General features: G+C 64.3%; 25 protein-coding genes. 16 read left to right on the top strand and 9 right to left on the bottom strand.

The annotated features are described in order from the left end of the window. Nucleotides 1–4 precede the first annotated feature (4 nt). Complete coding sequence (fahA, locus tag ACFI9K_RS12650; protein WP_462663818.1) at nt 5–1,171, top strand: fumarylacetoacetase; 1,167 nt, start codon at nt 5–7, stop codon at nt 1,169–1,171. 6 nt (nt 1,172–1,177) lie between these two features. Here fahA and ACFI9K_RS12645 read toward each other — a convergent pair whose 3' ends face one another. Further along, on the bottom strand, nt 1,178–1,690 hold the full coding sequence (locus ACFI9K_RS12645) for an Lrp/AsnC family transcriptional regulator (RefSeq protein WP_462663817.1): 513 nt from the start codon (nt 1,688–1,690) through the stop codon (nt 1,178–1,180). A gap of 161 nt (nt 1,691–1,851) precedes the next feature. Between ACFI9K_RS12645 and hppD the strand changes: the two genes are divergently transcribed. Next, a complete protein-coding gene (gene hppD / locus ACFI9K_RS12640) occupies nt 1,852–3,057 on the top strand; it encodes a 4-hydroxyphenylpyruvate dioxygenase (protein WP_462663816.1) in 1,206 nt (401 codons plus the stop codon). A 28-nt stretch (nt 3,058–3,085) separates the two neighbouring features. On the opposite strand, the gene ACFI9K_RS12635 is transcribed toward hppD, so the two are convergent. Then, the gene (locus ACFI9K_RS12635) at nt 3,086–3,571 is read right to left on the bottom strand and encodes an Lrp/AsnC family transcriptional regulator (protein ID WP_462663815.1); all 486 of its coding nucleotides are present in this window, start codon (nt 3,569–3,571) and stop codon (nt 3,086–3,088) included. A 158-nt stretch (nt 3,572–3,729) separates the two neighbouring features. Here ACFI9K_RS12635 and pdhA point away from each other — a divergent pair, with 158 nt between their 5' ends. Genes pdhA through lpdA form a run of 4 tightly spaced genes read left to right on the top strand, consistent with a single transcriptional unit; the run spans nt 3,730 to nt 8,472 of the window. Beyond that, on the top strand, nt 3,730–4,845 hold the full coding sequence (gene pdhA, locus ACFI9K_RS12630; RefSeq protein ID WP_462663814.1) for a pyruvate dehydrogenase (acetyl-transferring) E1 component subunit alpha: 1,116 nt from the start codon (nt 3,730–3,732) through the stop codon (nt 4,843–4,845). Next, nucleotides 4,842–5,846 (top strand): alpha-ketoacid dehydrogenase subunit beta, encoded by a 1,005-nt coding sequence (locus ACFI9K_RS12625; RefSeq protein ID WP_222095481.1) that lies wholly within the window; start codon nt 4,842–4,844, stop codon nt 5,844–5,846. Before pdhA ends, ACFI9K_RS12625 begins: the two co-directional genes overlap by 4 nt. Further along, entirely contained in the window at nt 5,843–7,108 is a 1,266-nt protein-coding gene (locus ACFI9K_RS12620) for a dihydrolipoamide acetyltransferase family protein (protein ID WP_462663813.1), read from the top strand. The genes ACFI9K_RS12625 and ACFI9K_RS12620 overlap by 4 nt, the downstream gene beginning before the upstream one ends. Then, nucleotides 7,105–8,472 carry a dihydrolipoyl dehydrogenase gene (gene lpdA / locus ACFI9K_RS12615; protein WP_462663812.1) on the top strand — a complete coding sequence of 456 codons (1,368 nt, stop codon included), beginning with the start codon at nt 7,105–7,107 and terminating at the stop codon, nt 8,470–8,472. Before ACFI9K_RS12620 ends, lpdA begins: the two co-directional genes overlap by 4 nt. A 277-nt stretch (nt 8,473–8,749) precedes the next feature. Here lpdA and ACFI9K_RS12610 read toward each other — a convergent pair whose 3' ends face one another. Next, nucleotides 8,750–10,381 (bottom strand): tannase/feruloyl esterase family alpha/beta hydrolase, encoded by a 1,632-nt coding sequence (locus tag ACFI9K_RS12610; protein WP_462663811.1) that lies wholly within the window; start codon nt 10,379–10,381, stop codon nt 8,750–8,752. A 264-nt stretch (nt 10,382–10,645) separates the two neighbouring features. Beyond that, nucleotides 10,646–11,947: an MFS transporter gene (locus ACFI9K_RS12605; RefSeq protein WP_462663810.1), complete on the bottom strand. Its 1,302-nt coding sequence runs from the start codon at nt 11,945–11,947 to the stop codon at nt 10,646–10,648. A 283-nt stretch (nt 11,948–12,230) separates the two neighbouring features. Between ACFI9K_RS12605 and ACFI9K_RS12600 the strand changes: the two genes are divergently transcribed. Next, entirely contained in the window at nt 12,231–13,640 is a 1,410-nt protein-coding gene (locus tag ACFI9K_RS12600) for an FAD-binding oxidoreductase (protein ID WP_462663809.1), read from the top strand. Here the strand turns inward: ACFI9K_RS12600 and ACFI9K_RS12595 are convergent. From ACFI9K_RS12595 to ACFI9K_RS12575, 5 genes are all read right to left on the bottom strand, one after another. Beyond that, nucleotides 13,624–14,733: a PucR family transcriptional regulator gene (locus tag ACFI9K_RS12595; RefSeq protein WP_462663808.1), complete on the bottom strand. Its 1,110-nt coding sequence runs from the start codon at nt 14,731–14,733 to the stop codon at nt 13,624–13,626. The genes ACFI9K_RS12600 and ACFI9K_RS12595 overlap by 17 nt on opposite strands. A gap of 29 nt (nt 14,734–14,762) precedes the next feature. After that, nucleotides 14,763–15,131, bottom strand: coding sequence for a hydroxyphenylacetyl-CoA thioesterase PaaI (gene paaI / locus ACFI9K_RS12590; protein ID WP_462663884.1), 369 nt, complete (start codon nt 15,129–15,131; stop codon nt 14,763–14,765). A 23-nt stretch (nt 15,132–15,154) separates the two neighbouring features. Further along, nucleotides 15,155–15,472 (bottom strand): EthD family reductase, encoded by a 318-nt coding sequence (locus ACFI9K_RS12585; protein ID WP_462663807.1) that lies wholly within the window; start codon nt 15,470–15,472, stop codon nt 15,155–15,157. Beyond that, the gene (gene paaZ, locus ACFI9K_RS12580; protein WP_462663806.1) at nt 15,469–17,496 is read right to left on the bottom strand and encodes a phenylacetic acid degradation bifunctional protein PaaZ; all 2,028 of its coding nucleotides are present in this window, start codon (nt 17,494–17,496) and stop codon (nt 15,469–15,471) included. Before paaZ ends, ACFI9K_RS12585 begins: the two co-directional genes overlap by 4 nt. A gap of 76 nt (nt 17,497–17,572) precedes the next feature. Beyond that, nucleotides 17,573–18,184: a TetR/AcrR family transcriptional regulator gene (locus ACFI9K_RS12575; RefSeq protein ID WP_032380646.1), complete on the bottom strand. Its 612-nt coding sequence runs from the start codon at nt 18,182–18,184 to the stop codon at nt 17,573–17,575. 111 nt (nt 18,185–18,295) lie between these two features. On the opposite strand from ACFI9K_RS12575, the gene ACFI9K_RS12570 reads away from it, so the two are divergent. From ACFI9K_RS12570 to paaE, 9 genes are all read left to right on the top strand, one after another. Then, nucleotides 18,296–19,495, top strand: coding sequence for a thiolase family protein (locus ACFI9K_RS12570; protein WP_462663805.1), 1,200 nt, complete (start codon nt 18,296–18,298; stop codon nt 19,493–19,495). Beyond that, nucleotides 19,492–20,214 carry an enoyl-CoA hydratase/isomerase family protein gene (locus tag ACFI9K_RS12565; protein WP_462663804.1) on the top strand — a complete coding sequence of 241 codons (723 nt, stop codon included), beginning with the start codon at nt 19,492–19,494 and terminating at the stop codon, nt 20,212–20,214. The genes ACFI9K_RS12570 and ACFI9K_RS12565 overlap by 4 nt, the downstream gene beginning before the upstream one ends. Then, the gene (locus tag ACFI9K_RS12560) at nt 20,211–21,062 is read left to right on the top strand and encodes a 3-hydroxyacyl-CoA dehydrogenase family protein (RefSeq protein ID WP_462663803.1); all 852 of its coding nucleotides are present in this window, start codon (nt 20,211–20,213) and stop codon (nt 21,060–21,062) included. Before ACFI9K_RS12565 ends, ACFI9K_RS12560 begins: the two co-directional genes overlap by 4 nt. Continuing rightward, the gene (locus tag ACFI9K_RS12555; RefSeq protein WP_462663802.1) at nt 21,059–21,829 is read left to right on the top strand and encodes an enoyl-CoA hydratase-related protein; all 771 of its coding nucleotides are present in this window, start codon (nt 21,059–21,061) and stop codon (nt 21,827–21,829) included. Before ACFI9K_RS12560 ends, ACFI9K_RS12555 begins: the two co-directional genes overlap by 4 nt. A gap of 153 nt (nt 21,830–21,982) precedes the next feature. Beyond that, nucleotides 21,983–22,930 carry a 1,2-phenylacetyl-CoA epoxidase subunit PaaA gene (paaA, locus tag ACFI9K_RS12550; RefSeq protein WP_462663801.1) on the top strand — a complete coding sequence of 316 codons (948 nt, stop codon included), beginning with the start codon at nt 21,983–21,985 and terminating at the stop codon, nt 22,928–22,930. Continuing rightward, entirely contained in the window at nt 22,927–23,304 is a 378-nt protein-coding gene (gene paaB, locus ACFI9K_RS12545; protein ID WP_462663800.1) for a 1,2-phenylacetyl-CoA epoxidase subunit PaaB, read from the top strand. Before paaA ends, paaB begins: the two co-directional genes overlap by 4 nt. A 43-nt stretch (nt 23,305–23,347) precedes the next feature. Beyond that, nucleotides 23,348–24,265, top strand: a complete 918-nt coding sequence (gene paaC / locus ACFI9K_RS12540; protein WP_462663799.1) for a 1,2-phenylacetyl-CoA epoxidase subunit PaaC — start codon at nt 23,348–23,350, stop codon at nt 24,263–24,265. 5 nt (nt 24,266–24,270) lie between these two features. Then, nucleotides 24,271–24,768, top strand: coding sequence for a 1,2-phenylacetyl-CoA epoxidase subunit PaaD (paaD, locus tag ACFI9K_RS12535; protein WP_462663883.1), 498 nt, complete (start codon nt 24,271–24,273; stop codon nt 24,766–24,768). Next, the gene (paaE, locus tag ACFI9K_RS12530) at nt 24,768–25,862 is read left to right on the top strand and encodes a 1,2-phenylacetyl-CoA epoxidase subunit PaaE (RefSeq protein ID WP_462663798.1); all 1,095 of its coding nucleotides are present in this window, start codon (nt 24,768–24,770) and stop codon (nt 25,860–25,862) included. Before paaD ends, paaE begins: the two co-directional genes overlap by 1 nt. The last annotated feature ends 1 nt before the right edge of the window (nt 25,863 follow it).

Genomic DNA, 25,863 nt, shown 5'->3' with positions numbered 1-25,863 from the left:
GTTCGTGACGCACATCGACATCCCCGCCGATTCCGAGTTCGGAATCGACAACCTTCCCTACGGCATCTTCAGCATTCCGGGCACGGCCGCTCGCGCCGGAGTTCGCTACGGCAACAACGTGATCGGCCTACACGCAGCGCTGGAAGACGCCGATTTCTCATCGTCCAGCTTGAACGCCTTCATGGCGCGTGGACGCACTCGCTGGGTGGAGGTGCGCGAGTCGCTGACCAATATGCTTGTCGGTGGCACGACTCCAGCAGAGGCGATCCTGCCGGTGTCCGAGGTGACGATGCACCTGCCGTTCGAGGTGGCCGACTACGTGGACTTCTATGCCTCCGAGCACCACGCGTCCAATCTCGGCCGACTCTTCCGGCCCGATGCCGAACCGCTGCTACCGAATTGGAAGCACCTGCCCGTCGCGTATCACGGACGGGCAGGCACAGTCGTCGTCTCCGGTACCGACGTCGTACGCCCGAGCGGTCAACGGAAGGCTCCCGACGAGGCGTTACCCACCTTCGGCCCGAGTCGACGCCTCGACATCGAAGCAGAGATGGGCTTCGTCGTGGGCGTACCCGCGAATGGTCCCATTTTGCCGGATCAGTTCTCCGAGCACGTGTTCGGTGCCGTCGTCGTCAACGACTGGTCGGCCCGCGACATCCAGGCCTGGGAGTACGTGCCGCTGGGTCCGAACCTCGGGAAGAGTTTCGCAACGTCCATCTCGCCCTGGGTGGTACCGCTGCTCGCTCTGGAACACGCGCGAATGTCGACGCCGGTTCAGGATCCCCAGCCGCTCGAGCATCTGCGCGAATCTCGTTCCTGGGCTCTCGATATCGATCTGACCGTCGCGTGGAACGGCCACGTCGTCTCGCGTCCGCCGTACAGTTCGATGTACTGGTCACCCGCTCAGATGCTCGCCCACGAGACCAGCAATGGTGCAACGTCGCGAACCGGTGACCTGTTCGCCTCGGGCACCATCTCGGGGCCGGAGAAGAATCAGCGCGGCGCATTCATCGAATTGACCTGGAACGGTGCAGAACCCGTGACCATCGGCTCGGAGACTCGAACCTTCCTCGGAGACGGCGACGAGGTGGTCATTGCAGCCAGCGCTCCAGGGCCGAACGGTTCGCGCATCGGCTTCGGGGACGTCCGTGGCCGCATCGTTCCGGCCTGAGGTCGATCACTCGCGCGGCCGTCGGTATGCGGGGGCTCTGGGGGTTCGATCGGGATCCGCGCTGTTGAGCAGTGGCATTGCCCGGAACTCGACGAGCTCAGAGAGCACAACCACACTGGTGGACCGCGCGATAGTCCGAGACTGGTTGAGCACGATCAGCGTTCGCTGCAGATCGTCGTGCGACGCCGCGGCGACTCGGCACAACACGTCACCGGAACCGGTCGTTGCGAACGCTTCCAGTACGCCCGGGATCTGTTCCAGAACGTCGACGACGTCGCCGAGGGCGCCTTGCGCGATCTCCAGCGTGACGAACGCCTGTACGCCGTAACCAGCTGCTGCCAAACCGATTTTCGGCCGATAGCCGGTGATGACGCCGGTGTCCTCGAGCCGCTGCAATCTCGCTGTCACCGTCGCACGCGCCACCCCGAGGACGCGCGATAGCTCGAGCACGCCGATTCTCGAATTGTCATGCAGCGCAGCGAGCATTGCTCGGTCCAGTTCGTCCAACGTCGATTCCACAGCGCACCTCCGTTTGCTGCACAGATCGTATAGCAAATCGCGCGGAGATCTGCCCTATCTGTACAGCACGGATAGCAGTTCATGGGTCGATTGACTCCCCTGGGCCGCGATGCTGGGCTGGGCAGAACAGTGCGCCTCACTCGGAACCAGCGGGAGACCTCATGAGCCTCGACATCATCCTCAACGACGACGAGAAGCTGGCCGATCTCGACGCCGATCAGTTGCGTCAGCTCGTCGGTTTGGTCGAGTACGACGACGAGCGAGATCCCTTTCCCGTCAGTGGCTGGGACGCGATCGTGTGGGTCGTCGGTAACGCGACGCAGACCACCCACTTCTTCCAGTCCGCGTTCGGCATGGAGCTCGTCGCGTATTCGGGCCCGACGACCGGCCAACGCGACCATCACGCGTACGTACTGACCTCCGGTGCTGTCCGTTTCGTCATCAAGGGTGCCGTCGACCCCGACAGTGACTTGGTTGCCCACCACACGCGCCACGGCGACGGCGTCGTCGATATCGCTCTGGCCGTGCCGGACGTGGACCGATGCATCGCGCATGCGCGAGCCCAGGGCGCGCGAGTACTGCAGGAACCCACCGATGTCTCCGACGAGCACGGCACGGTCCGCACCGCGGCCATCGCGACCTACGGGGACACCCGACACACGTTGGTCGACCGCTCGCGCTACACCGGCACCTACCTGCCCGGCTACGTACCGCGGACGTCGACGCTGCAACGTCCCGAGGGCGCTCCCAAGCGCATCTTTCAGGCCCTCGATCACGTGGTCGGCAACGTCGAGCTGGGCAAGATGGACGAGTGGGTCGACTTCTACCACCGCGTCATGGGTTTCACGAACATGGCCGAGTTCGTCGGGGCCGATATCGCCACCGACTACTCGGCGCTGATGAGCAAGGTCGTCTCCAACGGCAACCACCGGGTGAAGTTCCCGCTGAACGAGCCGGCCATCGCCAAGAAGCGCTCACAGATCGACGAGTACCTCGACTTCTACCGCGGCCCCGGAGCCCAGCATCTGGCACTCGCCACCAACGACATCCTGTCCTCGGTCGACGCACTCCGCGCCGCCGGCGTCGAATTTCTCGCCACCCCGGATTCGTACTACGAGGATCCCGCACTGCGCGCCCGTATCGGTAACGTCCGAGTGCCGATCGAAGAGCTGCAGCAGCGCGGAATCCTCGTTGACCGAGACGAGGACGGATACCTGCTGCAGATCTTCACCAAGCCGTTGGTCGATCGCCCGACGGTGTTCTTCGAGCTGATCGAACGCCACGGTTCGCTCGGCTTCGGCATCGGCAACTTCAAGGCCCTGTTCGAGGCCATCGAGCGCGAACAGGACGCTCGCGGCAACTTCTGACTCCTGACCTGTCCGGTGCCGCCGACTGTCAGCGTTCGGTGGGCGGCATTGTTCGTCCCAGACCACCTCGGTCCTCGTCGAAGATCAGCCACGTGCGGGTGGCCCGGACGCCGTCGAGCGATTGCAACCCCTCCAGCACCACTTGCCGCAGGCTCTCGTTGTCGGGAGTTCGGATGAGTACCAGCACGTCGAAATCGCCGCCCAGCAAACTGAAGTGGTCGACGAACTCCATTGCCCGCAGCCCCTCGGACACGGTCCGCCACGAGTCCTGACGGATCGACAGCGCGATGAACGCAGACGTCCCGAGTCCGGATGCTGCATGGTCGACATGCACGGTGAATCGCTCGATCACACCTGAATCTTTCAACCGGTCGACGCGCGTATAGGTATGCGCACGAGAGAGGTTGAGACGGTCTGCCAGCACCCGCATCGAGACCCGGCCGTCGACATTCAACTCGGCGAGGATGCGGCGATCCGTGTCGTCCAGTTCCACACGTCTCGAGACGCCGTCCATTCGTCCGCTCCTCACTCGTGGTTCGCTACGCCGATCGGACACATTTCACTATTGCGTCGCGACTGGCAGCCATATGTCTGCCATTTTACGACCATAGGACTTCCTCCTCACGCTATCGGCCAGAATCGCCGTACAAGCCGATCTCAGGAGAATGCCCCATGACGACCGTCGAGAAGGTTCCGGCAACGTCCTACCAACAGTTCATGCCTGCCGACCGTCCCGTGCAGTACCTCGCACCCGATGGGACGAGCGTGAACAGCGCCGCCCGCTACGCGCACCCATCCAACGAGCGACTGCTCGAGATGTACCGCTCGATGGTGCACGGCCGCCGATTCGACCAACAGGCAACGGCATTGACCAAGCAGGGCCGGCTCGCGGTTTACCCATCCTCCCGCGGACAGGAGGCCTGCCAGATTGCCGCCGCCCTGTGCCTGGGCGAGCAGGACTGGATGTTCCCGACGTACCGCGACTCGATGGCTCTCGCCGCGCGAGGCGTCGACCAGGTGGAGTTGCTCGGCATGCTCGCCGGGTATTGGCACTGCGGTTACGACCCGAAAGCCTACAAGGTCGCGCCCCAATGCACTCCTCTGGCAACACAATTGCTACACGCAACCGGCTTCGCCTACGCCGAGGCCAAGCAGGGACGAGACACCATCGCCCTCGCATTCTGCGGCGACGGTGCCACCAGCGAAGGCGACTTTCACGAGGCCCTGAACTTCGCCGCTGTGTTCCGCGCCCCGGTTATCTTCCTGGTGCAGAACAACGGCTTCGCCATCAGCGTGCCCCTGGCTCGCCAGACTGCGGCTCCCTCGTTGTCGCACAAGGGAGTCGGTTACGGCATCGGCAGCGAGCAGGTCGACGGCAACGACCCGATTGCGATGATGGCCGTGATGGACGAGGCCGTGAAGTACGTCCGAGCAGGCAAAGGACCCGTGGTCGTCGAGGCACACACCTATCGCATGGACGCCCACACCAATGCCGACGACGCCACGCGATACCGCAAGGCCGACGAGGTCGAGGGATGGTTGGCCCGAGATCCGCTGACGCGCCTCGATTCCTACCTCGAAGCACAGGGTCTGCTCACCGACGAACTGCGCGAGCAGATGACGGTATCGGCCGACGCCGACGCCGCGGCCCTTCGCGCAGGCATGAACGTCGAGCAAGACGTCGACCCGGAGGATCTGTTCCGGTTCGTCTACTCCTCCCCCACCCCCGGCCTGAACGAACAGCGCGATCAGGTCGCCGCCGAAATCGCAGCAGGAGAACTGTCATGACGACGATGACCATGGCCGGAGCCCTCAACGCCGCCCTGCGCGACGCGTTGACCGAGGACGAGAAGGTCGTCGTCTTCGGTGAGGACGTCGGCACACTCGGCGGCGTCTTCCGCGTCACCGACGGACTGACCCGCGACTTCGGCGACGACCGTTGTTTCGACACCCCGCTCGCGGAGTCCGGCATCGTGGGATTCGCAATCGGTATGGCGATGTCTGGCTACAAGCCCGTCGTCGAGATGCAGTTCGACGCCTTCGCCTACCCGGCGTTCGAGCAGATCGTGTCCCACGTGGCCAAGCTGCGCAACAGAACTCGCGGCTCGCTCACCGCCCCGATGGTCATTCGCATCCCGTTCGCAGGCGGTATCGGCGGCGTCGAGCATCACTGCGATTCGTCCGAGGCCTACTACGCCCACACGCCGGGCCTCAAGGTCGTCTCCCCGTCCACTGTCGCCGACGCGTACTCACTGATGCGCGACGCCATTGCAGATCCGGATCCCGTGATCTTTCTGGAGCCCAAGCGGCTGTACTTCTCCAAGGACGACATCGAGCTGAAAAAGACCGAACCGATCGGCACCGCCGTCGTGCGTCGTGCCGGTACCGACGTCACTCTGCTTGCCTACGGACCCACCGTGTCCGTTGCAATGCAGGCCGCAGAATTCGCGGCCGAGGACGGCCGAAGCGTCGAGGTGATCGATCTGCGTTCACTCAATCCGTTCGACGACGTGACGGTCGCGGCGTCGGTACGGAAAACCGGACGGTGCATCGTGATTCAGGAGGCCCAGGGCTTCTCCGGTGTGGCCGCGGAGATCGCCTCGCGGGTATCCGAGCGCTGCTTCCATCACCTGCACGCCCCGGTACTGCGTGTGACTGGTCTCGACATTCCCTACCCCGCACCGAAACTCGAGCACTTCCACCTGCCGTCCGCCGACCGCGTCCTCGACGCGATGGACCGGCTGCAGTGGAACGATGCACCTGACCTCAGCAAGGCGGTCACGGTATGAGTGCCCAGGTATTTCTGCTGCCCGACCTCGGCGAAGGACTGACCGAGGCCGAGATCGTGGAATGGAAGGTCAAGCCCGGCGACACCGTCACCATCGATCAGGTCGTGGTCGAGGTCGAGACAGCAAAAGCGTCTGTCGAGGTGCCCTGCCCCTTCGAGGGTGTCGTCGGCGAACTCCATGCGGCCGAGGGGACGTCACTCGCCGTCGGCGCGCCGCTCATCAGCATCACCGGCGGTGCCGTCGCCGATACGCCTGCGGCCCACGAGCGCTACCGCGAAGAGGAACGCGCCGGCTCGGGCAATGTGCTGATCGGCTACGGCACCGGCCACGGCCCCACCGGCCGTCGGAAGCGTAGTGCGGCTGCGCCGCAGTGGAGTGAAAACGTGCCCCCTGAGGCACTTAACCGCACCACTGCACCGAAGGTGCTCTCCCCCATCGTTCGGAGCATGGCGCTGCAGGGCGGGCTCGATCTGGCGTCTATCGACACCGCAGGCGGCCATGGCGTCATCACCCGCGCGGACGTCGAGCGAGCCTTGGCCGGTTCGCCCGTTGCTTCCTCGTCGGAGGGCGTCACTCGAATCCCCATCACCGGGATTCGTAAGACCATTGCGGACAAGCTCTCCCGCAGTCGCGCAGAGATTCCCGAGGCCACTGTCTGGGTCGACGTCGACGCGACGGCTCTTCTGCAGGCCCGACGCGACCTCGACGCCTCCATCGACGGAGTCAAGGTGACGCTGTTGGCGGTTCTTGCGAAACTGACGATGATCGCTCTCGCTAAGTTCCCGGAGCTCAACAGCACGGTCGACACCGCAGCCGGCGAGATCCTGCGATACGAGAACGTCGGACTCGGCATTGCCGCGCAGACCGATCGTGGACTGATGGTTCCCGTTGTACCGCAGGCCGACAAGGCCGATCTGAAGGAACTCGCCGAGCGGTTGGCCGAGCTGACCGAACTCGCACGGACCGGCTCCCTGCCCGCAGCACGGCTGAGCGGCGGAACATTCACGCTGAACAACTACGGAGTGTTCGGCGTCGACGGCTCGGCCGCGATCATCAATCACCCCGAGGCGGCGATTCTGGGTATCGGACGCATCATCGACCGACCATGGGTGGTCGACGGCCAACTGGCCGTACGCAAGGTTGCGCAGTTGTCATTGGCCTTCGATCACCGCGTGTGCGACGGCGGAGTGGCCGGCGGGTTCTTGCGCACCGTGGCCGATTTCGTCGAGAACCCCGTCGTGGCACTGGGATCCGTCCGATGAGCGACGTCGACGTTCTCATCCTCGGCGGCGGATCTGGCGGGTACTCGTGTGCGTTGCGGGCCAAACAGCTCGGCTTGTCGGTCGCGCTGGTCGAGGAGGACAAGCTCGGAGGCACCTGTCTGCATCGCGGATGCATTCCCACCAAGGCTTTGCTGCACACCGCCGAGGTCGCCGATGCGGTTCGCGGCTCGGCGCACGTCGGCGTCACGGCATCGTTGACGGGTGTGGATATGCCTGCGGCACTGGACTATCAGCGCAGCGTGGTCGCAGGCTTGTACTCCGGACTGCAGGGCTTGTTGAAGCGTCCGGGAATCGAGATCGTGTCCGGTCGTGGCCAGGTGGTCGGTCCTCGTACCGTGGAGGTCGAGGGTCGACGCATCACCGGGGCATCGCTGATTCTCGCGACCGGGTCGTATTCACGCACCATTCCAGGTATCGAGCTGGGTCCGCGGGTGCTCACCAGCGACGGGGCGTTATCCCTGGATCGGGTCCCGGAGTCTGTCGTCGTACTCGGCGGCGGCGTTATAGGTATCGAATTCGCCAGCATTTGGGCATCGTTCGGTGCCAAGGTCACCGTCGTCGAGGCCCTCGATCGTATCGTTCCCGGCGAAGACGAGTGGTCTTCCAAGCAGCTCACCAAGGCATTGCGCAAGCGCGGCATCGACATTCGTACCGGTACCAAGGTCGAGACCGTCACCGAATCTACAGAAGCCGTCGCCGTGACACTGTCATCCGGCGACACCCTCTCGGCCGATGTCGTCCTGATATCCGTCGGACGCGGCCCCCGCACCGACGGTCTCGGTCTGGCCGAGCAGGGCGTCGCTACCGAACGCGGCTTCGTCACTGTCGACGACAACCTCCTCACGACCGCAGACGGCGTATATGCCGTCGGCGACATCGTAGCGGGATATCAGTTGGCTCATCGCGGCTTTCAGCACGGTATGTTCGTCGCCGAGCACATCGCCGGTCTTTCGCCCGCACGCATCGACGGCGATCTGGTTCCACGCGTGACCTATTCGCATCCCGAGGTGGCATCGGTCGGGCTCACCGAGAAGGCCGCGGAACAAAAGTACGGCACCGTGACGGCCGTGGTCTACGACCTCGGTGGCAATGGCAAGAGCCGCATTCTCGCCACCGCGGGTGGGGTGAAGGTGATCCGGGCTCGCGATGACGGTCCGATTGTCGGCGTCCACCTCGTCGGTGACCGTGTTGGTGAATTGATCGGTGAGGCCCAACTCGCGGTGGCATGGGAAGCATTGCCGTCGGAGGTCGGCAGCTTCGTGCACGCTCACCCCACCCAGAACGAGGCTCTCGGAGAGGCCATGATGGTGTTGTCGGGGCGGCCGTTGCACGCGCACAGCTGACGACGTTCCGCGTAGGCCGTTCCGGATCGTTCCTATAGACCGAGGCCGTGTCTCCTGAAAACGTAGGAGCGCTGATAAACCCTGGACAATTGGACGTTGCCGACCTCGCAATCAAGTCGGGTGCGACCGATAGCTGAGATTCGTTGTGGGAGTATGTACCTAGCCAACGTTGACTGCAGTGCCGGCATTACATTATTCGGGACTTCGGCCCGTATAGCCTAGTTTCGGCTTCCTGTTGTCAGGTCTACCGGTAGGGCAGCAATCGACACGATGTGGCTCAGTTGCACTCGAAACTGTTGTCGTCAGCGGTATCTCCCGCTACGAAAGTTGCCGTCCGAGGGTACACACACAGTGGACGGGTGAACGTTGCCTCGCCGTCACCGTCGTAATGTGCAGCGACGATTCGATCCGGCGCGATACCCTCTTCGACCCACCGTTCCATTGCCCGACTCATGTCGTGCTCTGCGTCGTCCTGCAGCGGGGATGAATCTCGTATCGAGGAGGAGAAATTGGTTGCGCCAGGACCACCGGAGCAATGGCCCATCCCCGGCACCGGAAAGAGCCGAACGAACTCTTGCGCTGCTCCGAGCGATCCGGACGATGCAGCCACTCTCTCGTAGTAGGCAATTGTGTCTCGGGCAGAAACGACCGGGTCCTGCCAACCGTTGAACATCAACAGCCGTCCCCCGCCGGCTTCGAACCGACTCAGGTCGGGGTCTATCGCGTCGACGATCGGACCCATCTCGGCTCGTGCTGCGTCGACGTCGGAGTCCCAGTCGAAGGACCACCAGTCCCAATTCGGGTCCTCGAACGCCCAGTGCCGAAAGAAGTCTGCGCGTTGTGGTTCCGTCGGCTTCTTTGGGTTGGCCCAGTAATCGTGCCAACCAGATGGTCCATCCTGCTCATCGTCGACCCATTCGCTGCCCGCCGGCCATCCTTGGTAAAGCACCTCGCCGGATCCCGAGCGAACGGGACCCGCGTACATCGACTGCAATGCCTCGATCTGGCGATCGGTCAACGACCATCCCGTCTCGTCGGGCGTCGAAAGTTCGGTAACATCGAACGACACCCGAGAGGGGTCGTTCACGATGCCGTCGACAACTCCGTCGACCTTGTCGAATCGCTCGACGAACCTTCGGTTGACGTTCTCCAGATCCGCCTCGTCGAGAACTTCCGTCTCATTGTCTCCGGGATTGTGGTTCCGAAGAAATTGCCACATGAAGGCCAGATTCAGATTGGTGCGGTTGTTTCCGGGTGCTCCAGCGATTACTCCGTCGAAGTCCTCCGGATAGCGTTGCGCCTCCATCAGAGCCTGCTGGCCGCCCGTCGAACATCCGCTGAAATAGGAATAGTCGGCCGAGCGCCCGTAGTGAGCTGCGATCGTCGCCTTCGCCGCAGTAACGGTTTCGTGCACGGCTCGGTGCCCCCAATCGTTCTGCGCCTCGACGTTGTCGTTTCCGAACGCTTCGCTGTCGCCGGTGTGCCCCGTGTCGGTGGCGATAGCCGCGTCCCCTCGCCCGACTCGGTCTGCCAGCAACTCGTACCTGATCGCGGAGCTGTAGCCCCCATTACCGACCATGTGAGCGCGACCGTTCCACGCCGTGGGTAGCCAGACCTCGAAGTTGATCAGGGAACCCGGGACCGGCGTTGCCTGTCCTCTGACCCGACAGAACGTCTCGGGGCTCGCCAGGGGCTCGTCTACTCCAGGAAGTGACAATTCGGTGCCGGCCTGCACCATCTCGCCGGATTCGACCATGGCATCGGTGAGCGAAACCGATGTCAGAGAATCACATTCGACGCCGGCCTCACCACTCTGTTCCATCTCGGCATCGGGTTGCGAACAAGACCCGAGAACGACGACGACGCCGACGATGGCCACAAACTTCGACGTTCTGTTGAACCCCAGCATCGATCTCTCTCTCTCTCGGCGTCGAGCACCGGGCTCGACATTGGCAGGGCGGACACGGAGGTCAGCTATGCACTTGGTGACGACCTTCGGCGTGATGCCCGTCATCTGTCACCACGATTGTTATGCCCGTCACTCATGCGGTCCAACATCATTTAAGTATTGCTTTATGCACCTCACGTATCAATCGCGATGTGGTGTATGCCGACGAGCGAACGACGAATGCCCCTGAACCGCAATGGTTCAGGGGCATTCGTCGTTGCTGCGTCAGACGTTCAAATCCTCGTCTCGACGGTTTTTGATCCGTGAGGTCGCAATGAAGGAGACGGCCGCCAGGATCATCAGGTAGATCGAGATGGACATCGAGGTACCCGTGCCGTTGAACAGAGCCTCGGAGATCGTCGGGACGAAGGCTCCACCGAGCACGGTGCCGATGGCGTAGCCGATCGATGCTCCACTGAATCGGACTGCTGCCGGGAACATCTCGGCGTACAGAGCCGGCTGCGGACCGTAGGAGAGTCCGAGTCCGACGGCGAAGAGACCGAGGGCCACGTAGATCCAGTGCAACTCACCGGTGTCGACGAGCAGGAAGAACGGGATGGCGCACAACACCATTGCCGCGTTTCCGACGTTCATGATGGTGGTGCGAGCGTAGCGATCGGACAGATACGCACCGAGAAGTGTGAACACTCCCCAGACCATGGCAGCGAACAGGCTGGCCACCAACACGTCCACCCGAGCGAGTCCGTGCTCACGCGTCGAGTACGCCACGATGAAACCGCCGACGATGATGTACCCGTTGCCGTTGGTGCCGATGAACGACAGAGCGGCCAGCATGACCTGCTTCTTGTTGGTGCGCCACAGTGCACGAACGGGAGTGTGGTTGCGCTCCTTGCGTTCTGCGAGCTCCTTGAACACCGGGGTCTCCTCGACGCGGCGGCGGATGTAGAAGCCGACGAGGATCAGCACGAAGCTGATGAGGAACGGAATACGCCAGCCCCAGGCCTCGAACTGCTCTTCGCTCAGCAAGCCGGTGCACAGCGCCAAGGTGCCGACCGCGATGAGCATGCCGAGCGGAACACCCATCTGAGTTGCCGCACCGTAGATTCCGCGCTTGCCCTTCGGCGCATGCTCGACGGTCATCAGCGCAGCGCCACCCCATTCACCGCCGGTGGAGAAGCCCTGGAGGATGCGCAGCACGATCAGGATGATCGGAGCCCAGATGCCGATGGTCGCGTAGGTGGGCAGCAGTCCCATGCCGACGGTAGCGGCACCCATCATCGTCAGGGTGGCGATGAGGACTTTCTTGCGGCCGATCTTGTCACCGAAGTAGCCCGCCACGATGGCGCCGAGAGGACGGAAGATGAAGCTGATGCCGATGGTGACGTAGGCGACCAGCTGGCCCGCGGTCCCCATCGGTGCGAAGAACAGGTTGGCGAAGATGAGCGACGCTGCCTGCGCGTAGATGAAGAAGTCGTACCACTCGACGGTGGTACCCACCATGGACGCCATGGCGGCGCGACGATGCTCGCGCGACACCCCGGCGGGCGTCTCGACCTGTGTTGACATCGACTTGTCTCGTTTCGTTCGGGCTCCGGCGCTCGTGAGAGGAAGCGGCAGTTCGGAGTGTCGTGGGGTAGGAACAGCGGCGGACTCGGCAACCGACGAACCGGATAAAACTCACCGTCCATTCGGTCGGTAATTACTGTGACCGGCGCCACCGTAGTTTGTCAAGGTGGTCGCGCTCTCGACAGCACAATCGACCCACTTCGTTGGGAATTACCGATCCGAGCCCCTCGCTTCGTCCGAAACGACGCAGACATCGACAGTGACGCCGGTCATACTCGAACTCATGGCCGCACCCACGTCGACTCTCGTTCATCACTCACCGATCATCGACGACCTGATGCGCGCTCTGGGTACGGATGCGGTGGTCACCGACCCGGATATCCTCGAGAGCTTTCGACACGACGCAGCCGCCCTCTGCGAATCAGCCCTTCCGCTGGCGGCGGTACTGCCGAGCACCGAAGCTGACGTGCAGGCAATCATGGGAATCGCTTCGGCACATCGCATTCCCGTGGTGCCACAGGGAGCGTTGACGGGTCTGAGCGGAGCGGCGAATGCGAGCGTCGGGGCCATTGCCCTCAACACCCGCCGGATGAACAGAATCGTCGAATTGGACGTCGTCAACCGCACTGCCGTCGTGCAACCCGGCGTCACCAACAAAGAGTTGAAAGATGCCGCCCTACAACAAGGACTGACGTACCTCCCTGATCCATCCAGTTGGGAGGCCTCGACGATCGGGGGCAACATCGCCACCAACGCCGGCGGCCTGTGCTGCGTGAAATACGGCGTCACAGCACGATTCGTCCGTGGCCTGCGAGTCGTACTCGCCGACGGCCGGGCGACGTTCGTCGGCCGACGCACCGTCAAGGGCGTGGCCGGTCTCTCTCTGGCGGAGCTGTTCGTCGGATCCGAGGGCACACTCGGCATCATCACCGAGGCGACCGTCGGCCTCGACTTTCCCGCTGCGACCCCTTTGACCATGGCAGCGACCTTCCCGTCCACCGTCGCGGCGGGAGAGGCGGTGTCACGTATACGTGCCGCTGGTATCACTCCGAGCCTGTTCGAGTTGTTGGACCGCACCACCCTCGCCGCGATCGACGCCTACGCGCGGATGGACTTCGGCACCGACGCAGCGGCCGTGTTGATCGCCCAATCCGACATCGGCGCAGGCGCGGTGGAGGAGCTCGAGGCGATTGCCGCACTGTGCACCGAATCCGGTGCGACCGATGTGGCCGTCGCCGAGGACGAGGTCGAATCCGAGCAACTCGTGCAGGCCCGTCGTCTGGCGTACCCGGCGCTCGAGCGTCTCGGTTCACCGTTGGTCGACGATGTCTCCGTTCCCATCTCGCAGCTGGCCGCGATGATCGACGAGGTGGGCCGGGTTGCAGACCGGCTGGGCATCGTCATCGGCGTCGTCGGCCACGCCGGTGACGGGAACATTCATCCGACGGTGATCGTCGACCCCCTCGATCCGGCGTCATTGGCCAAGGCGCACCTAGCATTCGACGAGATCGCAGCTTTCGCTCTCTCACTCGGCGGAACCATCACCGGTGAGCACGGCGTCGGACTGCTCAAACGCGAGTTACTCGAGACCGAACTCGATCCGGTTGCAGCGGAACTGCAGCGCGGCATCAAGGAATTGCTCGACCCGCATTACCTGCTCAACCCCGGAAAGGTTCTCACGGCTCGGCCCTGAGCCGGAGCGACATCCACACGAGCAACCGCGTGTCCGCGTCGTCGAGATCGAGACCGAACAACTCCTTGGTCCGCCGCAGCCGATAGCGGAAGGTGTTGGGGTGCAGATACAGCGATGCAGATGCGGCAGCGACATTGGATTCGTGTGCCAACAGTGCCAGCACCGTCGCGGCGTACTCGGTGCCTTCCGCGGCATCGCAGGCGAGCATGCGTTCGACGGCAGGCATCGCCAACGGCACCTCCGACAGCGCTACCCCCGCCCTACGCAGCGTGGCGCCGACTCGGACGTCGTCGAACACGATGGTCGGACACCCGTCCTCGCACGCGTCGAGCGCCCACTGCGCATGCATTCGAGCAGTCGACGGGCGCTCGTCCGGTCCACCGATCGCGAACGTCACCGGAATGCCGAGAGACGAGACGGCCCGGAGGCGTAGATGCTCCAATTCGCCTATTGTGACGGAGTTCTCGGACCTCATCACGAGGTACACGGTGCCGTCGATCACGACAGCACCCGAGTCCTGCTGCTGCCCGCATGTCAGCTCGAGCATCCCTCGTAGTCGTGACGCGGCGGCTTCCGGCCGGTCCGACGCCGTCCTGGCCGCCACTACCGTGTACAGCTGCCCATCGGGTGTGACGGCAGCTGGGTCGGCCAGTAACTCACGCGCCCTGGGGCGTTCGATGCCGGCCGCCTGCGCGCGCTGGCTCAGCAATGGCGCTGCATCCGCTGCTGCCCGTTGCAATGCGGCCACAGCGGTCGGCTCGGGCGGCGACACCCCCGCGGTGGGGACAATGCACCAGATCGAACCGAGGTACTCGTCGTCACCGGCTACCGGGACGGCCAGGCGAGGCAGCACGCCGGCAACGGCGACGACCCGCACCGCGGAACTGCGCCGGAATTCCTCGTCGGTGTGGTGCGCCATGTACTCGGCCGGCACCTGCTTGCCGAGAATTCCGTCGCGCCGAACGTCGTCGATCGGCTGCCCGGGCAGCGACGAGTAGGCCACGACGTAGCCGGCGGGGTCCATCACCGATACCGCGCCGCCCACAGCAGCCGCCGTGGCGTCGGCCAACGCAGACAGATCGGCAGTGGTCATCGACTCACCGTACTTCCGACGAGGTCGGACTATCTGGCCACAGTGCGGCTGTCGCCCCGAAATTCGGCAATCAGCTCGCCTCGGCACGTCACGGACACGTCGTAGAGACCGTTACGGCCGAATCTCGCGCGCTCGACGGCGTCGGCTATCAGCACGTCTCCCGCCTTCGTCGGACGCAGGTAGCGGATGTCGCATCGTGCCGCGACGGCCGAGTCCTCGTGCGAGTTGCAGGCCATCGCGAAGGTGGTGTCCGCCAGCAGGAAGACGTAACCGCCGTGTGTGATGGCGTAGCCGTTGACCATGTCTTCGGTGACGACCATCGACATTCTCGCGTGGCCGGGTGACAACTCGATGAGTTCGATGCCCAGCTTGCGGGACGCTGCGTCGACCTCGAACATCTCGCGGGCGATAGGCGAATCCGTCACGACTGCAACACCGATCGCTCGTTCTGGGTGAACATCGTGACGCCGCCGGTCGCGAAATTGCGCAGATCCTTGCCTGCGGCCTTCATCTCCGGCGAGGCCAATCCTGCTTTCAGTGATGCCTCGTCCGCGAAGTACAGGCTCGCGATGGCGTAGTACGGCGGCGGTGACTCGTCGAGTGAATTCAGCGTGCCCCAGGTGAAGTCGATCAGCCCGGGGACGGCGCGAGCGAGAGGAACGTGCACCTCGGCGTAGTGACGATCGAATGCGGCGGTGTCCTCGGGCATTCCGTAACAAACGGCTACTCGCATGCTCATGACGCAGCCTCTGGCTTTGCGACGAGAGTGAGCACGTCGTAGGTGGCGACGGGGTCACCGTCCTGGTTGACGACCACTGCGTCCCATCGCACCTCGCCGTAATCGGCGCTCTGACGCGGGGTGATCAGCTTGGCCGTCAGCGTGACCGTCAAGGAATCCTCGGCCTTGACCGGGGTCAGGAAGCGCAGGCTGTCGACGCCGAAGTTGGCGAGCACGGGGCCCGGTGCCGGGTCGACGAACAGCCCTGCGGCCAGCGAGACCACCAGGTAGCCGTGAGCCACGATGCCGCCGAACAGTGGATTGGCTGCCGCCGCTTCGGGATCGGTGTGTGCGTAGAACGTATCGCCGGTGAATTCGGCAAAGTGATCGATGTCCGCGCGGGTCACCTGTCGCGGCCCACCGACGATGGTGTCGCCCAGCTTGAGTTCGCCCAGGTTCTTGCGGAACGGATGAATGTCGCCGGTCGTCTGCTTCGCCCCGGTCACCCACTTGTTGCCGATGGCCGTCAGGACGTCCGGTGTTCCCTGAATTGCCGTGCGCTGCATATGGTGCAGCACGCCGCGGATACCACCGAGTTCTTCACCGCCACCTGCTCGGCCGGGTCCACCGTGCACCAGAACCGGCAGCGGTGATCCGTGGCCGGTCGATTCCTTGGCGTCCTCGGAGTTCAGCACCAGGATGCGCCCGTGGTACGGAGCGCTGCCCAGGACGATCTCACGCGCGATCGCGGAGTCCTTGGTCACCAGAGACGCGACCAGAGAGCCCTTTCCGCGGGCGACGAGGTCGAGCAGATCTGCGCTTCCGTCGTAGCCGATAACGGTCGACACCGGCCCGAATGCTTCGATCTCGTGCGGTTCGGGTGCGCTCTTGTCGCCGGCCTTCAGCAGCACCGGTGCCATGAATGCACCCGGCCGAGAATCCACGGCGTCGGGATCACCGAAGACGACGGTGGCCGATTTGGTCAGTCCGCGAATCGATTTCAGCACTTCGTCGCGCTGGTCGACGCTGGCGAGTGCGCCCATGGTGACGCCGTCGTCTGCCGGATCACCGACGACGACCTTGCCCAGCTTGGCCTTCAGCGCCTCGATGACGGGCTCGACCGAGTCCTGCGGCACCAACACACGCCGAATAGCCGTGCACTTCTGACCGGCCTTCGAGGTCATCTCGGTGAAGACACCCTTGACGAACAAATCGAACTCTGGATCATCCTGTGTCACATCGGAAGCCAGGATCGACGCGTTGAGCGAGTCGGCCTCCGCCGTGAAGCGAAGTCCCTCGCCGACGACGTTGGGGTGTGAACGCAGGGTCGCTGCGGTATCGGCAGAACCGGTGAACGCCACCGAGTCCTGACCGCCGAGGTGGTCGAGAACGCCGCGCGCACTGCCGCACAGCAGCTGTAGCGAGCCCTCGGGCAGCAGACCGGACTCGATGATCCGCCGGAACACCAGCTCGGTGAGGTATGCAGTTTGGCTGGCGGGCTTGACGATCGAGGGCACGCCGGCGATGAACGCCGGGGCCAGCTTCTCGAGGAAGCCCCACACGGGGAAGTTGAACGCGTTGATCTGGACGGCGACACCGCGGCGCGAGGTGTAGATGTGCTGACCGAGGAAGGTGCCCTTCTTGCCGAGCTGCTCGATGGCACCGTCGAGGTAGACCGTCTCGTTGGGGAGCTCGCGTCGGGCCTTGCTCGCGTAGCTCAGCACGGTGCCGAAGCCGCCGTCGATGTCCACGCCGGAATCGCGGGTGGTGGCTCCGGTATGACGCGACAGTTGGTAGAACTCCTCCTTGCCGGCCATCAGCGTCAGGCCCAGCTGCTTGAGCAGGGCTGCGCGCTCGTGGAACGTCAGGGCAGCGAGCGCTGGACCGCCGACGGTGCGGGCGTAGTCGATCATGCCGGCGACGTCGAGGCCGCTGGACGACACCCGGGCGATCTCGCTGCCGTCGACGGCGCTCAGCAGCGGCGTTCCCTCGTCGGACGCGGAATACCACGTGCCCTGGGCATAGCTTTCCAGAAGTCTGCTCACAACGCCTCCATCTCACCGTACGTTCGGTCGGTAATTACCATCGCCGTCGGACGCCGAGATGTCAAGACTTGCGCTTCTAGGTGCGACGCAACCCATCGAAGGTCAGGGCCACCACGGCATCGGCCAATTCCTCGACAGAACCCCCGGTGCGCGGGCGGTACCACTCGATGAGCGAGTTGACCGTGCCGAAGACCAGCTTGGACGCCAATGCGGGGTCGACGCCGGGTCGCAGGTCACCTTCCTCGGCCGCAGCCACGACGAGCCCGGTGACGAACGAGTCGAATTCACGCCTACGGGCGAGGGCCCGTCGCTCGACGTCGGTGTTGCCCCGCACGCGCAGCAGCAGCGTCACGTAGGGCAGTTCCGCGCACAGGATGTCCACGCTTCGCCGGACCAGGTATTCGAGGCGGTCGATGTAGCGACCGGTGGTCGCCCGATCCTCGGTGGTGACGGCGAACAGCGCATTGAGCGCCCGCGACAGTGCGAGTTCGAGCAGCTCGGACTTGCCCGATACGTGGTGGTAGATCGAGGACTTGGTGATGCCGAGCCGCTTCGCCAGAACTTCCATGCTGGTGCCGTCGTATCCCCGGTCGTTGAAGACCTTGACCGCCACGGCCAAGAGCGAATCCAGGTCGTATCCCGGCCGCCCAGGCTGTCCGGTCTTGCGCGGCGCGCGTGCGGTTGTCATTGCCACATCTTCGCAGTCGACGGCCGATTCCACAGCACTGCGGACATCAAACCTTGCCAAACGACCGAATGTTCGGTTATTAATTGAGGTAATCGTACGAAGGAGACCGAAGTGGGCGAAGTATTTCTCGTGACCGGCGCGCGTACCCCGCACGGGCGGTACGGCGGGGCCCTGGCGTCGGTGCGACCCGACGATCTCGCCGGGCTGGTCGTCGCCGAGGCCGTCCGCCGAGCGGGTGTGCCCGTCGATCGAATCGACGAGGTGATTCTGGGTGCCGCGAACCAGGCAGGCGAGGATAATCGCGATGTGGCCCGAATGGCGGTTCTGCTCGCAGGTCTGCCTCAATCGGTGCCGGGCTACACCGTCAACCGCCTATGCGCGAGCGGACTGACCGCAGTGGCCAACGCCGCCAGCACCATTCGCAGCGGTGAGGCCGACATCATCGTGGCCGGCGGCGTCGAGTCCATGACACGCGCGCCCTGGGTCATGGCCAAGCCGGCGACCGCATGGGCCAAGCCCGGAGATGTCTTCGACACCTCCCTCGGCTGGCGATTCACCAATCCGACCTTCGCCTCCCACGATGCGGGAACCGACCCCAAGATCACGTTGTCGATGGGCGAGACCGCCGAGGAGGTCGCGCTCAGTGAGGGCATCACTCGCGAGGAGTCCGACGCCTTCGCCTTCCGCAGCCAGCAGCGTGCCATCGCCGCCCAGGACGCCGGACGCTTCGCCGACGAAATCGTGCCTGTCATGACCAAAAACGGAGACGTCACCGAGGACGAGACGCCGCGGCGCGGAACCACACTCGAGAAGCTCGGCACCCTGAAGACCGTGTTCCGTAAGGACGGCATCGTCACCGCCGGCACGTCGTCTCCGTTCACCGACGGTGCGTCGGCATTGGTGGTGGCCTCGGAGGAGGCCGTGCACAAGTACGGCCTCGAGGTCCGCGGCCGCATCGTCACCAGCGCGAGCGCCGGTATCGCACCGCACATCATGGGGCTTGGACCGGTGCCCTCCACGCAGAAGGCACTCACTCGCGCCGGATGGTCGATCGACGACCTCGGAGCCGTCGAACTCAACGAGGCCTTCGCGGCGCAGTCCCTCGGCGTCATCCGTCAGCTGAAACTCGACGAGAACATCGTCAATGCCGACGGTGGTGCCATCGCACTGGGCCACCCCCTCGGCTCGTCGGGTGCCCGAATCCTATTGACGCTGTTGGGCCGGATGGAACGCGAGAAAGCCTCCCGTGGTCTTGCGACGCTCTGCGTCGGCGTCGGGCAAGGCGTGTCGATGCTGATCGAGGCACCATGAACACGCTGACCGTGGAGGAGCTGACCGACCGCGTTGTCGTCATCCTGAACCGCGAGAAGCACCGCAATGCAATCGATTCCGAGATGATCGGCGAGCTGCACGAGGTGTGCGCGCTGGTGGAGCAGGATCCCAAGATCGTCGTCCTGACCGGAGCGGGCGAGCATTTCGCCGGGGGTGCCGACATCAATCAGCTGCGGGCCCGTACCCGCGACGACGCATTACGTGGCATCAACCGAAACCTGTTCGACCGCATCGCTGCACTGCCCCTACCGACGATCGCAGCCGTCCGCGGCTACGCCCTCGGCGGTGGAGCCGAACTCTCGTACGCGTGCGATATCCGCATCGCGTCGTCGACTGCGATGTTCGGCAATCCCGAACCAGGACTGGGCATCATGGCAGCCGCCGGAGCCAGCTACCGACTGCCGACCCTGGTAGGGGTCTCCGTCGCGAAGCAGGTGCTCCTCGGTGGCCGCACTCTCGACGCCGATACTGCCCTCCGGTCCGGCCTGGTGCTCGAGGTCGTCGACGAGCCATTGGCCGCTGCGCACGCCCTGGCGGATCGCATTGCGAGACAGGCACCTCTGGCGCTGACACTGACCAAGAAGATCCTCGATGCGCCCGGCTCACACCCGTGGGCCGACGACATCGCTCAGGCCGTGCTGTTCGAGACCGAAGACAAACAACGCCGGATGACGGCATTTCTGGAGAAGAATAAATGACAGCTCCTCACTCAGTAGGTGTCGTCGGTGGCGGACGCATGGGTGCGGGCATCGCGCAGATCTTCGCGGCCCTCGGCTCCATCGTCATCATCGCCGAAGCAGCCGACCAACAGGCCGCGCTGGGCCGCGTCGAGACGGGCTTGGCTCGGGCACACGAACGCGGCAAGCTCAGCGAGGACCCCGCGACAATCCTCGCTCGGGTGACCACCGTCGCCGGGCCGGATGCTCTGCCCGCTGACTTGGATCTTGTGGTCGAAGCGGTACCCGAGATCCCGTCGCTCAAGGTCGAGGTACTGGCTCTCATCGACAAGGCCGTGTCGAACGAGACGATTATCGCGTCGAACACGAGCTCGATTTCCATCGCAGAACTCGGCGCAGCACTGAGCGATCCGAGCCGCTTCATCGGGATGCACTTCTTCAACCCGGTCCCGGCGTCGACTCTGGTCGAGATCGTGCGAGCTCCCGCCACCTCCGCAGATGTGGTGGAGCGAGTGCAGCAGTGGGTGTCGCTGCTCGGCAAGACCGAAGTGCTCGTGAACGACTCCCCCGGTTTTGCTACCTCGCGTCTCGGCGTCTGCCTGGGCCTCGAAGCCATCCGGATGCTCGAAGAAGGCGTCGCCGACGCGGAATCCATCGACCGCGCCATGGAACTCGGCTACAAGCATCCGATGGGCCCGTTGCGTTCCACCGACCTCGTCGGATTGGACGTGCGGCTCGCGATCGCAGAACACCTGGCGTCGACCCTCGGCGACAGGTTCACTCCCCCGCAGTTGTTGCGAGACATGGTTGCTCGCGGCGACATCGGGCGCAAGTCCGGTCGCGGCTTTCACGATTGGACGAACGCATGACGGTACGGTTCGACGTCGCCGACGGCTTGGCGACCATCACCCTCGCGCGCCCCGACGCACACAATGCTCTCGACGTCATGACGAAAGTCGGGCTGTTGTCGGCAGTGCAGAACGCCGCCGCCCCCAGCGTGCGCGCCGTGCTGATCACCGCGGAAGGCAAGAACTTCTGCGTGGGCCAGGATCTCGGTGAGCACGTCGCCGCGCTCGAGGCCGATCCCGCGACAGCGATGGATACCGTCGGCGAACACTACAACCCGGTGATCCGAGGACTGGCAGCGCTCGAGGTTCCGATCGTCGTCGCCATCCCCGGCGCATGTGTCGGTGCCGGGCTCGGGATCGCACTGGCCGGCGACATCCGGGTTGCGGGCACCAAGTCCTCGTTCGCGACAGCGTTCACCGGCATCGGTCTGGCCAGCGATTCGGGACTGAGCTATGCACTGGTCGAGGCGCTGGGCTCCAGCCGTGCCGCGGGGCTGATGCTGCTCGGCGACAAGGTCACCGCCGCCCAGGCCCTCGACTGGGGTCTGGTGCACCGGGTCGTCGACGACGCCGACGTCCTGGAGACCGCACGCACGCTGGCCGCCTCCCTCGCGGCCGGCCCCACTCTGGCCTACAAGCAGGTCAAGTCGCTGATCGCTCGATCCGGACTGTCCGATGCCCTGGACCGCGAGGCTGCGGCTCAGACCGCACTGGGACAGACCGTCGACCACAAAGCTGCCGTCGACGCGTTCCTGAACAAGACGAGAGCCTCCTTCGTCGGCAGGTGAGCGGGAGTGGAGCCTGCGGAACGACCCATGTGAACAGAAACTCGACCCCTGCTACGAAGTTTCACGCACGTGCGGCGTAGCCGCTCTTGTGCACGGGGTCACTTCCAGGCATACTGGTTACCAACCGATCATTCGGTAATGAAAGTAGGACTTATGACCACGTCAAACACTCTGTCCGCCGAAACGCTGCAGGACGGGTTCGACGAGACCATCGCCCGCGAGCAGCGCGTCGAGCCTCGCGACTGGATGCCCGACGCCTATCGCAAGTCACTCATCCGTCAGATTGCCCAACATGCTCACTCCGAGATCATCGGCATGCAGCCGGAGGGCAACTGGCTCACCCGCGCACCGTCGCTGCGCCGCAAGGCGATCCTGATGGCCAAGGTGCAGGACGAAGCCGGCCACGGTCTCTACCTCTACTCGGCGGCCGAGACGCTCGGAGCAGACCGTGCCGACCTGACGGTCAAGCTCATCGAGGGCAAGCAGAAGTACTCCTCGATCTTCAACTACCCCACCCTGACGTATGCCGACGTCGGCACCATCGGCTGGCTGGTCGACGGCGCAGCGATCTGCAATCAGGTTCCTCTGTGCCGCAGCAGCTTCGGACCGTATGCCCGCGCCATGATCCGCGTGTGCAAAGAAGAGTCCTTCCACCAGCGCCAGGGCTACGAACTGCTCGCGACGATGATGCGCGGCACCGACGAACAGCGCTCCATGGTCCAGGAGTCGGTGAACCGCTGGTGGTGGCCGGCACTGATGATGTTCGGTCCGCCGGACGACGAGTCGCCCAACACCGAGCAGTCCATGAAGTGGGGCATCAAGCGCCACACCAACGACGAACTGCGCCAACGCTTCGTCGACATGTCGATTCCGCAGGCGAAGGCACTGGGCGTCACGTTCCCGGACCCGGATCTGAAGTGGAACGAGGAGCGCAAGTCGCACGATTTCGGTGAGCCCGACTGGTCCGAGTTCATGCAGGTCATCAAGGGCAACGGAGCCTCCAACATCGAGCGCGTCGCGAACCGGCGCGCAGCCCACGACGGCGGAGCCTGGGTCCGCGAGGCCGCGACCGCATTTGCCGAAAGGAACGCAGCATCATGACACGCCCTGAAGAAGCCCAGTTCACCGCAGAGGGCGGCCACGGCGCAGTACCCACCGAGAACGTGCCGGTCGAGCCGAAAAGGGAAGCAGTCAAAGCTGATTGGCCGTTGTACGAGGTGTTCCTGCGCGGCAAGCGCGGCCTGAACCACGTCCACGTCGGATCACTCCACGCCGCCGACGACCACATGGCCCTACGGCACGCTCGCGACGTCTACACCCGCCGCAACGAGGGCGTCAGCATCTGGGTGGTTCCGTCCAATTCGATCGTCGCGTCGTCGCCGTCGGAAAAGGATCCGTTCTTCGCCCCGAGCGGCGACAAGGTGTACCGCCACCCGACGTTCTACGAGATCCCCGACAATGTCCCCCACATGTGAGACCCACTCCGCTGCACCACCATCGATCCGAGGACACGCACTCATGACCGATCACGACAACGCCTATGAGGGCCTCGTCGACGAGGACTCGCACGGGCAGTGGGCATTCGGTACCAGTTTCGACGACCCACTGGCCGGGGTCGACACCACCGTTCCCGACGACGTCGACCTCGAAGCCCTTGCCGCGTACTGCCTCATGCTCGGTGATGACGCGCTGATCAGCTCGCAGCGCCTAGCCCAGTGGAGCACCCGTGCGCCCGAGCTCGAAGAGGAAGTGGCGCTGGCCAACGTCGGCCTCGACCTGCTCGGGCAGGCACGCCTACTCCTGGCCCGTGCCGCAGCGGCGGATTCTGCAACCGTGCCGTTCATCTCGGACACCTCACCCGCACCGGCCGAGGATGCACTGGCGTTCTTCCGCGACGAGGCCGATTTCCGCAACGTCCGGCTCACCGAGCTCGACAACGGCGACTTCGCGAAATCGCTGGTTCGCCTGCTGGTGTTCTCGACGTGGCGACTCGCCGTGTTCACTCGTCTGCAGGATTCCCGCGATCCGGTCCTCGCGGCGGTGGCGAACAAGGGCGTCAAAGAACTGACCTACCACCGTGATTACTCGGCTCGCTGGGTCGTCACTCTGGGCTGCGGTACCGACGAATCGAAGCGACGCGTCCGCGATGCCGTCACTCGAATCTGGCCGTACGTCTCCGAGCTGTTCCTTCCCACGGACGAGGAGATCGCCCTGGCGAAGGTCGGCGTTGCCGTCGATCCCCGTGATGTGCGCGAGGAGTTCGATTCCGTTCTGGCACAGGTGCTGCACGCAGCCGAACTGGAAGCACCCGAGGGCAAGTCGGTCGGCACCATCGGCGGCCGCGGTGGTCGTCGCGGCATTCACACCGAAGCCTTCGGCCCCCTCATCGCCGAGATGCAGGTCGTGGCCCGCGCGCATCCGGAGGGGGTCTGGTGACAACGATGGAACTGTCGGCTCGCGAGATCGCCGCCACCGTCATGGACCCCGAGATGCCACTGCTCACTCTCGACGACCTCGGCGTCCTGCGCGACGTCGAGGTGCGCGAGGACGGCAGCGTGCTCGTCACCATCACGCCGACGTACTCCGGATGCCCGGCCATGGCAACGATGCGGGACGACATCGCGCACAAGCTCACCGATCACGGCTACTCGAATGTCGAGATCGTCACGAGTCTGACCCCCGCCTGGAGTACCGACTGGATCTCCGAGGACGGCCTGCGCAAGCTTCGCGAATCCGGTTACTCCGTGCCAGGTCCCGCGCCGGCGCGCACGAGCGGACCGGTACCGCTGACCCTCACCGTGAAACCACGGCAGATCGCCTGCCCGCAATGCAGTTCCGCGAACACTCGGCTCACGTCCGAATTCGGTGCCACCCTGTGCAAAGCGCAGTACCGGTGCGACGACTGCCTCGAACCCTTCGACCACGTCAAGGAAATCTGATGACCGTCACCGCCGAGCCCGTACAGAAGAACGTGCGCAACAAGCCTTTTCACACGCTGACCGTCGCCGACGTAGAGTCACTGTGCGACGACGCAGTGGCCGTCACCTTCGATGTGCCCGAACACCTGACGGAGGAGTTCGACTTCCGGCCTGGCCAGTCACTGATGCTCAGCCGCACCGTCGACGGCGTCGAACATCGCCGCTCCTACTCCATCTGCGCCCCGGCCGGTGCCCGTCCCCGCGTCGGCGTACGCGAAGTCTCCGACGGCTTGTTCTCGTCCTGGCTCGTCCACGAGGTCAAGGCCGGTGACCGCATCGACGTGCAAGGTCCGACCGGTAACTTCCACGCCGATCCCGCTCAGGCGGGCAGGCACGTACTCATTGCCGCCGGTTCCGGCATCACCCCGATGCTGTCGATCGCCGCCTCCGTTCTCGCCAACCCCGACGCAGAAGTGGTTCTGCTGTATGGAAATCGGCGGACACGCACGGTGATGTTCGCCGAGGAGATCGCGGACCTCAAAGACCAGTACGGCAGCCGATTCGACGTCATCCATGTGCTGTCCCGAGAGCCCCGCGAGGTCGAACTCTTCAGCGGCAGGCTCGACGCGGATCGACTGCGCGAGATCCTGAACACCGTCGTCGCGACCCCGGACATCGATCATTTCTGGTTGTGCGGTCCGTTCGGCATGGTCACCGATGCCCAACAGGTTCTCGGAGACCTCGGTGTGGAGAAGACCAGCATTCACGCCGAACTCTTCTACGTCGACGACGTACCTCCGCCGCAGGAGAAACACCGCGAGCCCGGTATCACCGGACCCAGCAGTGAGGTCACGATCATCCTCGATGGCCGGGAGGTGAAAGGCGCTCTGCCGCAGAACGAATCGATCTTGGATTCGGCCGAGCAGCTGCGCTCCGATCTTCCCTTTGCGTGCAAGGGCGGCGTGTGCGGCACCTGCCGCGCGAAGGTGACCGTCGGCGACGTCGACATGCGCCGCAACTACGCCCTCGAGGACAACGAGGTCGACGCCGGCTTCGTTCTCACCTGCCAGACCTTCCCCGTCAGCGACACCGTGACCGTCGACTTCGACGCCTGAG

The sequence above is a fragment of the Rhodococcus sp. PSi06 genome (genome assembly GCF_054960675.1).
The sequence above is the reverse complement of the archived record's forward strand: the minus strand, read 5'-3'. Positions and strand labels throughout refer to the sequence as shown.

Coding starts and splice junctions, on each gene's coding strand:
- hppD (WP_462663816.1), top strand. CDS start 1,852: ATGAGCCTCGACATCATCCTCAACGACGACGAGAAGCTGGCCGATCTC.
- ACFI9K_RS12635 (WP_462663815.1), bottom strand. CDS start 3,571: ATGGACGGCGTCTCGAGACGTGTGGAACTGGACGACACGGATCGCCGC.
- pdhA (WP_462663814.1), top strand. CDS start 3,730: ATGACGACCGTCGAGAAGGTTCCGGCAACGTCCTACCAACAGTTCATG.
- ACFI9K_RS12625 (WP_222095481.1), top strand. CDS start 4,842: ATGACGACGATGACCATGGCCGGAGCCCTCAACGCCGCCCTGCGCGAC.
- ACFI9K_RS12620 (WP_462663813.1), top strand. CDS start 5,843: ATGAGTGCCCAGGTATTTCTGCTGCCCGACCTCGGCGAAGGACTGACC.
- lpdA (WP_462663812.1), top strand. CDS start 7,105: ATGAGCGACGTCGACGTTCTCATCCTCGGCGGCGGATCTGGCGGGTAC.
- ACFI9K_RS12610 (WP_462663811.1), bottom strand. CDS start 10,381: ATGCTGGGGTTCAACAGAACGTCGAAGTTTGTGGCCATCGTCGGCGTC.
- ACFI9K_RS12605 (WP_462663810.1), bottom strand. CDS start 11,947: ATGTCAACACAGGTCGAGACGCCCGCCGGGGTGTCGCGCGAGCATCGT.
- ACFI9K_RS12600 (WP_462663809.1), top strand. CDS start 12,231: ATGGCCGCACCCACGTCGACTCTCGTTCATCACTCACCGATCATCGAC.
- ACFI9K_RS12595 (WP_462663808.1), bottom strand. CDS start 14,733: ATGACCACTGCCGATCTGTCTGCGTTGGCCGACGCCACGGCGGCTGCT.
- paaI (WP_462663884.1), bottom strand. CDS start 15,131: ATGTTCGAGGTCGACGCAGCGTCCCGCAAGCTGGGCATCGAACTCATC.
- ACFI9K_RS12585 (WP_462663807.1), bottom strand. CDS start 15,472: ATGAGCATGCGAGTAGCCGTTTGTTACGGAATGCCCGAGGACACCGCC.
- ACFI9K_RS12575 (WP_032380646.1), bottom strand. CDS start 18,184: ATGACAACCGCACGCGCGCCGCGCAAGACCGGACAGCCTGGGCGGCCG.
- ACFI9K_RS12565 (WP_462663804.1), top strand. CDS start 19,492: ATGAACACGCTGACCGTGGAGGAGCTGACCGACCGCGTTGTCGTCATC.
- ACFI9K_RS12560 (WP_462663803.1), top strand. CDS start 20,211: ATGACAGCTCCTCACTCAGTAGGTGTCGTCGGTGGCGGACGCATGGGT.
- ACFI9K_RS12555 (WP_462663802.1), top strand. CDS start 21,059: ATGACGGTACGGTTCGACGTCGCCGACGGCTTGGCGACCATCACCCTC.
- paaA (WP_462663801.1), top strand. CDS start 21,983: ATGACCACGTCAAACACTCTGTCCGCCGAAACGCTGCAGGACGGGTTC.
- paaB (WP_462663800.1), top strand. CDS start 22,927: ATGACACGCCCTGAAGAAGCCCAGTTCACCGCAGAGGGCGGCCACGGC.
- paaC (WP_462663799.1), top strand. CDS start 23,348: ATGACCGATCACGACAACGCCTATGAGGGCCTCGTCGACGAGGACTCG.
- paaD (WP_462663883.1), top strand. CDS start 24,271: ATGGAACTGTCGGCTCGCGAGATCGCCGCCACCGTCATGGACCCCGAG.
- paaE (WP_462663798.1), top strand. CDS start 24,768: ATGACCGTCACCGCCGAGCCCGTACAGAAGAACGTGCGCAACAAGCCT.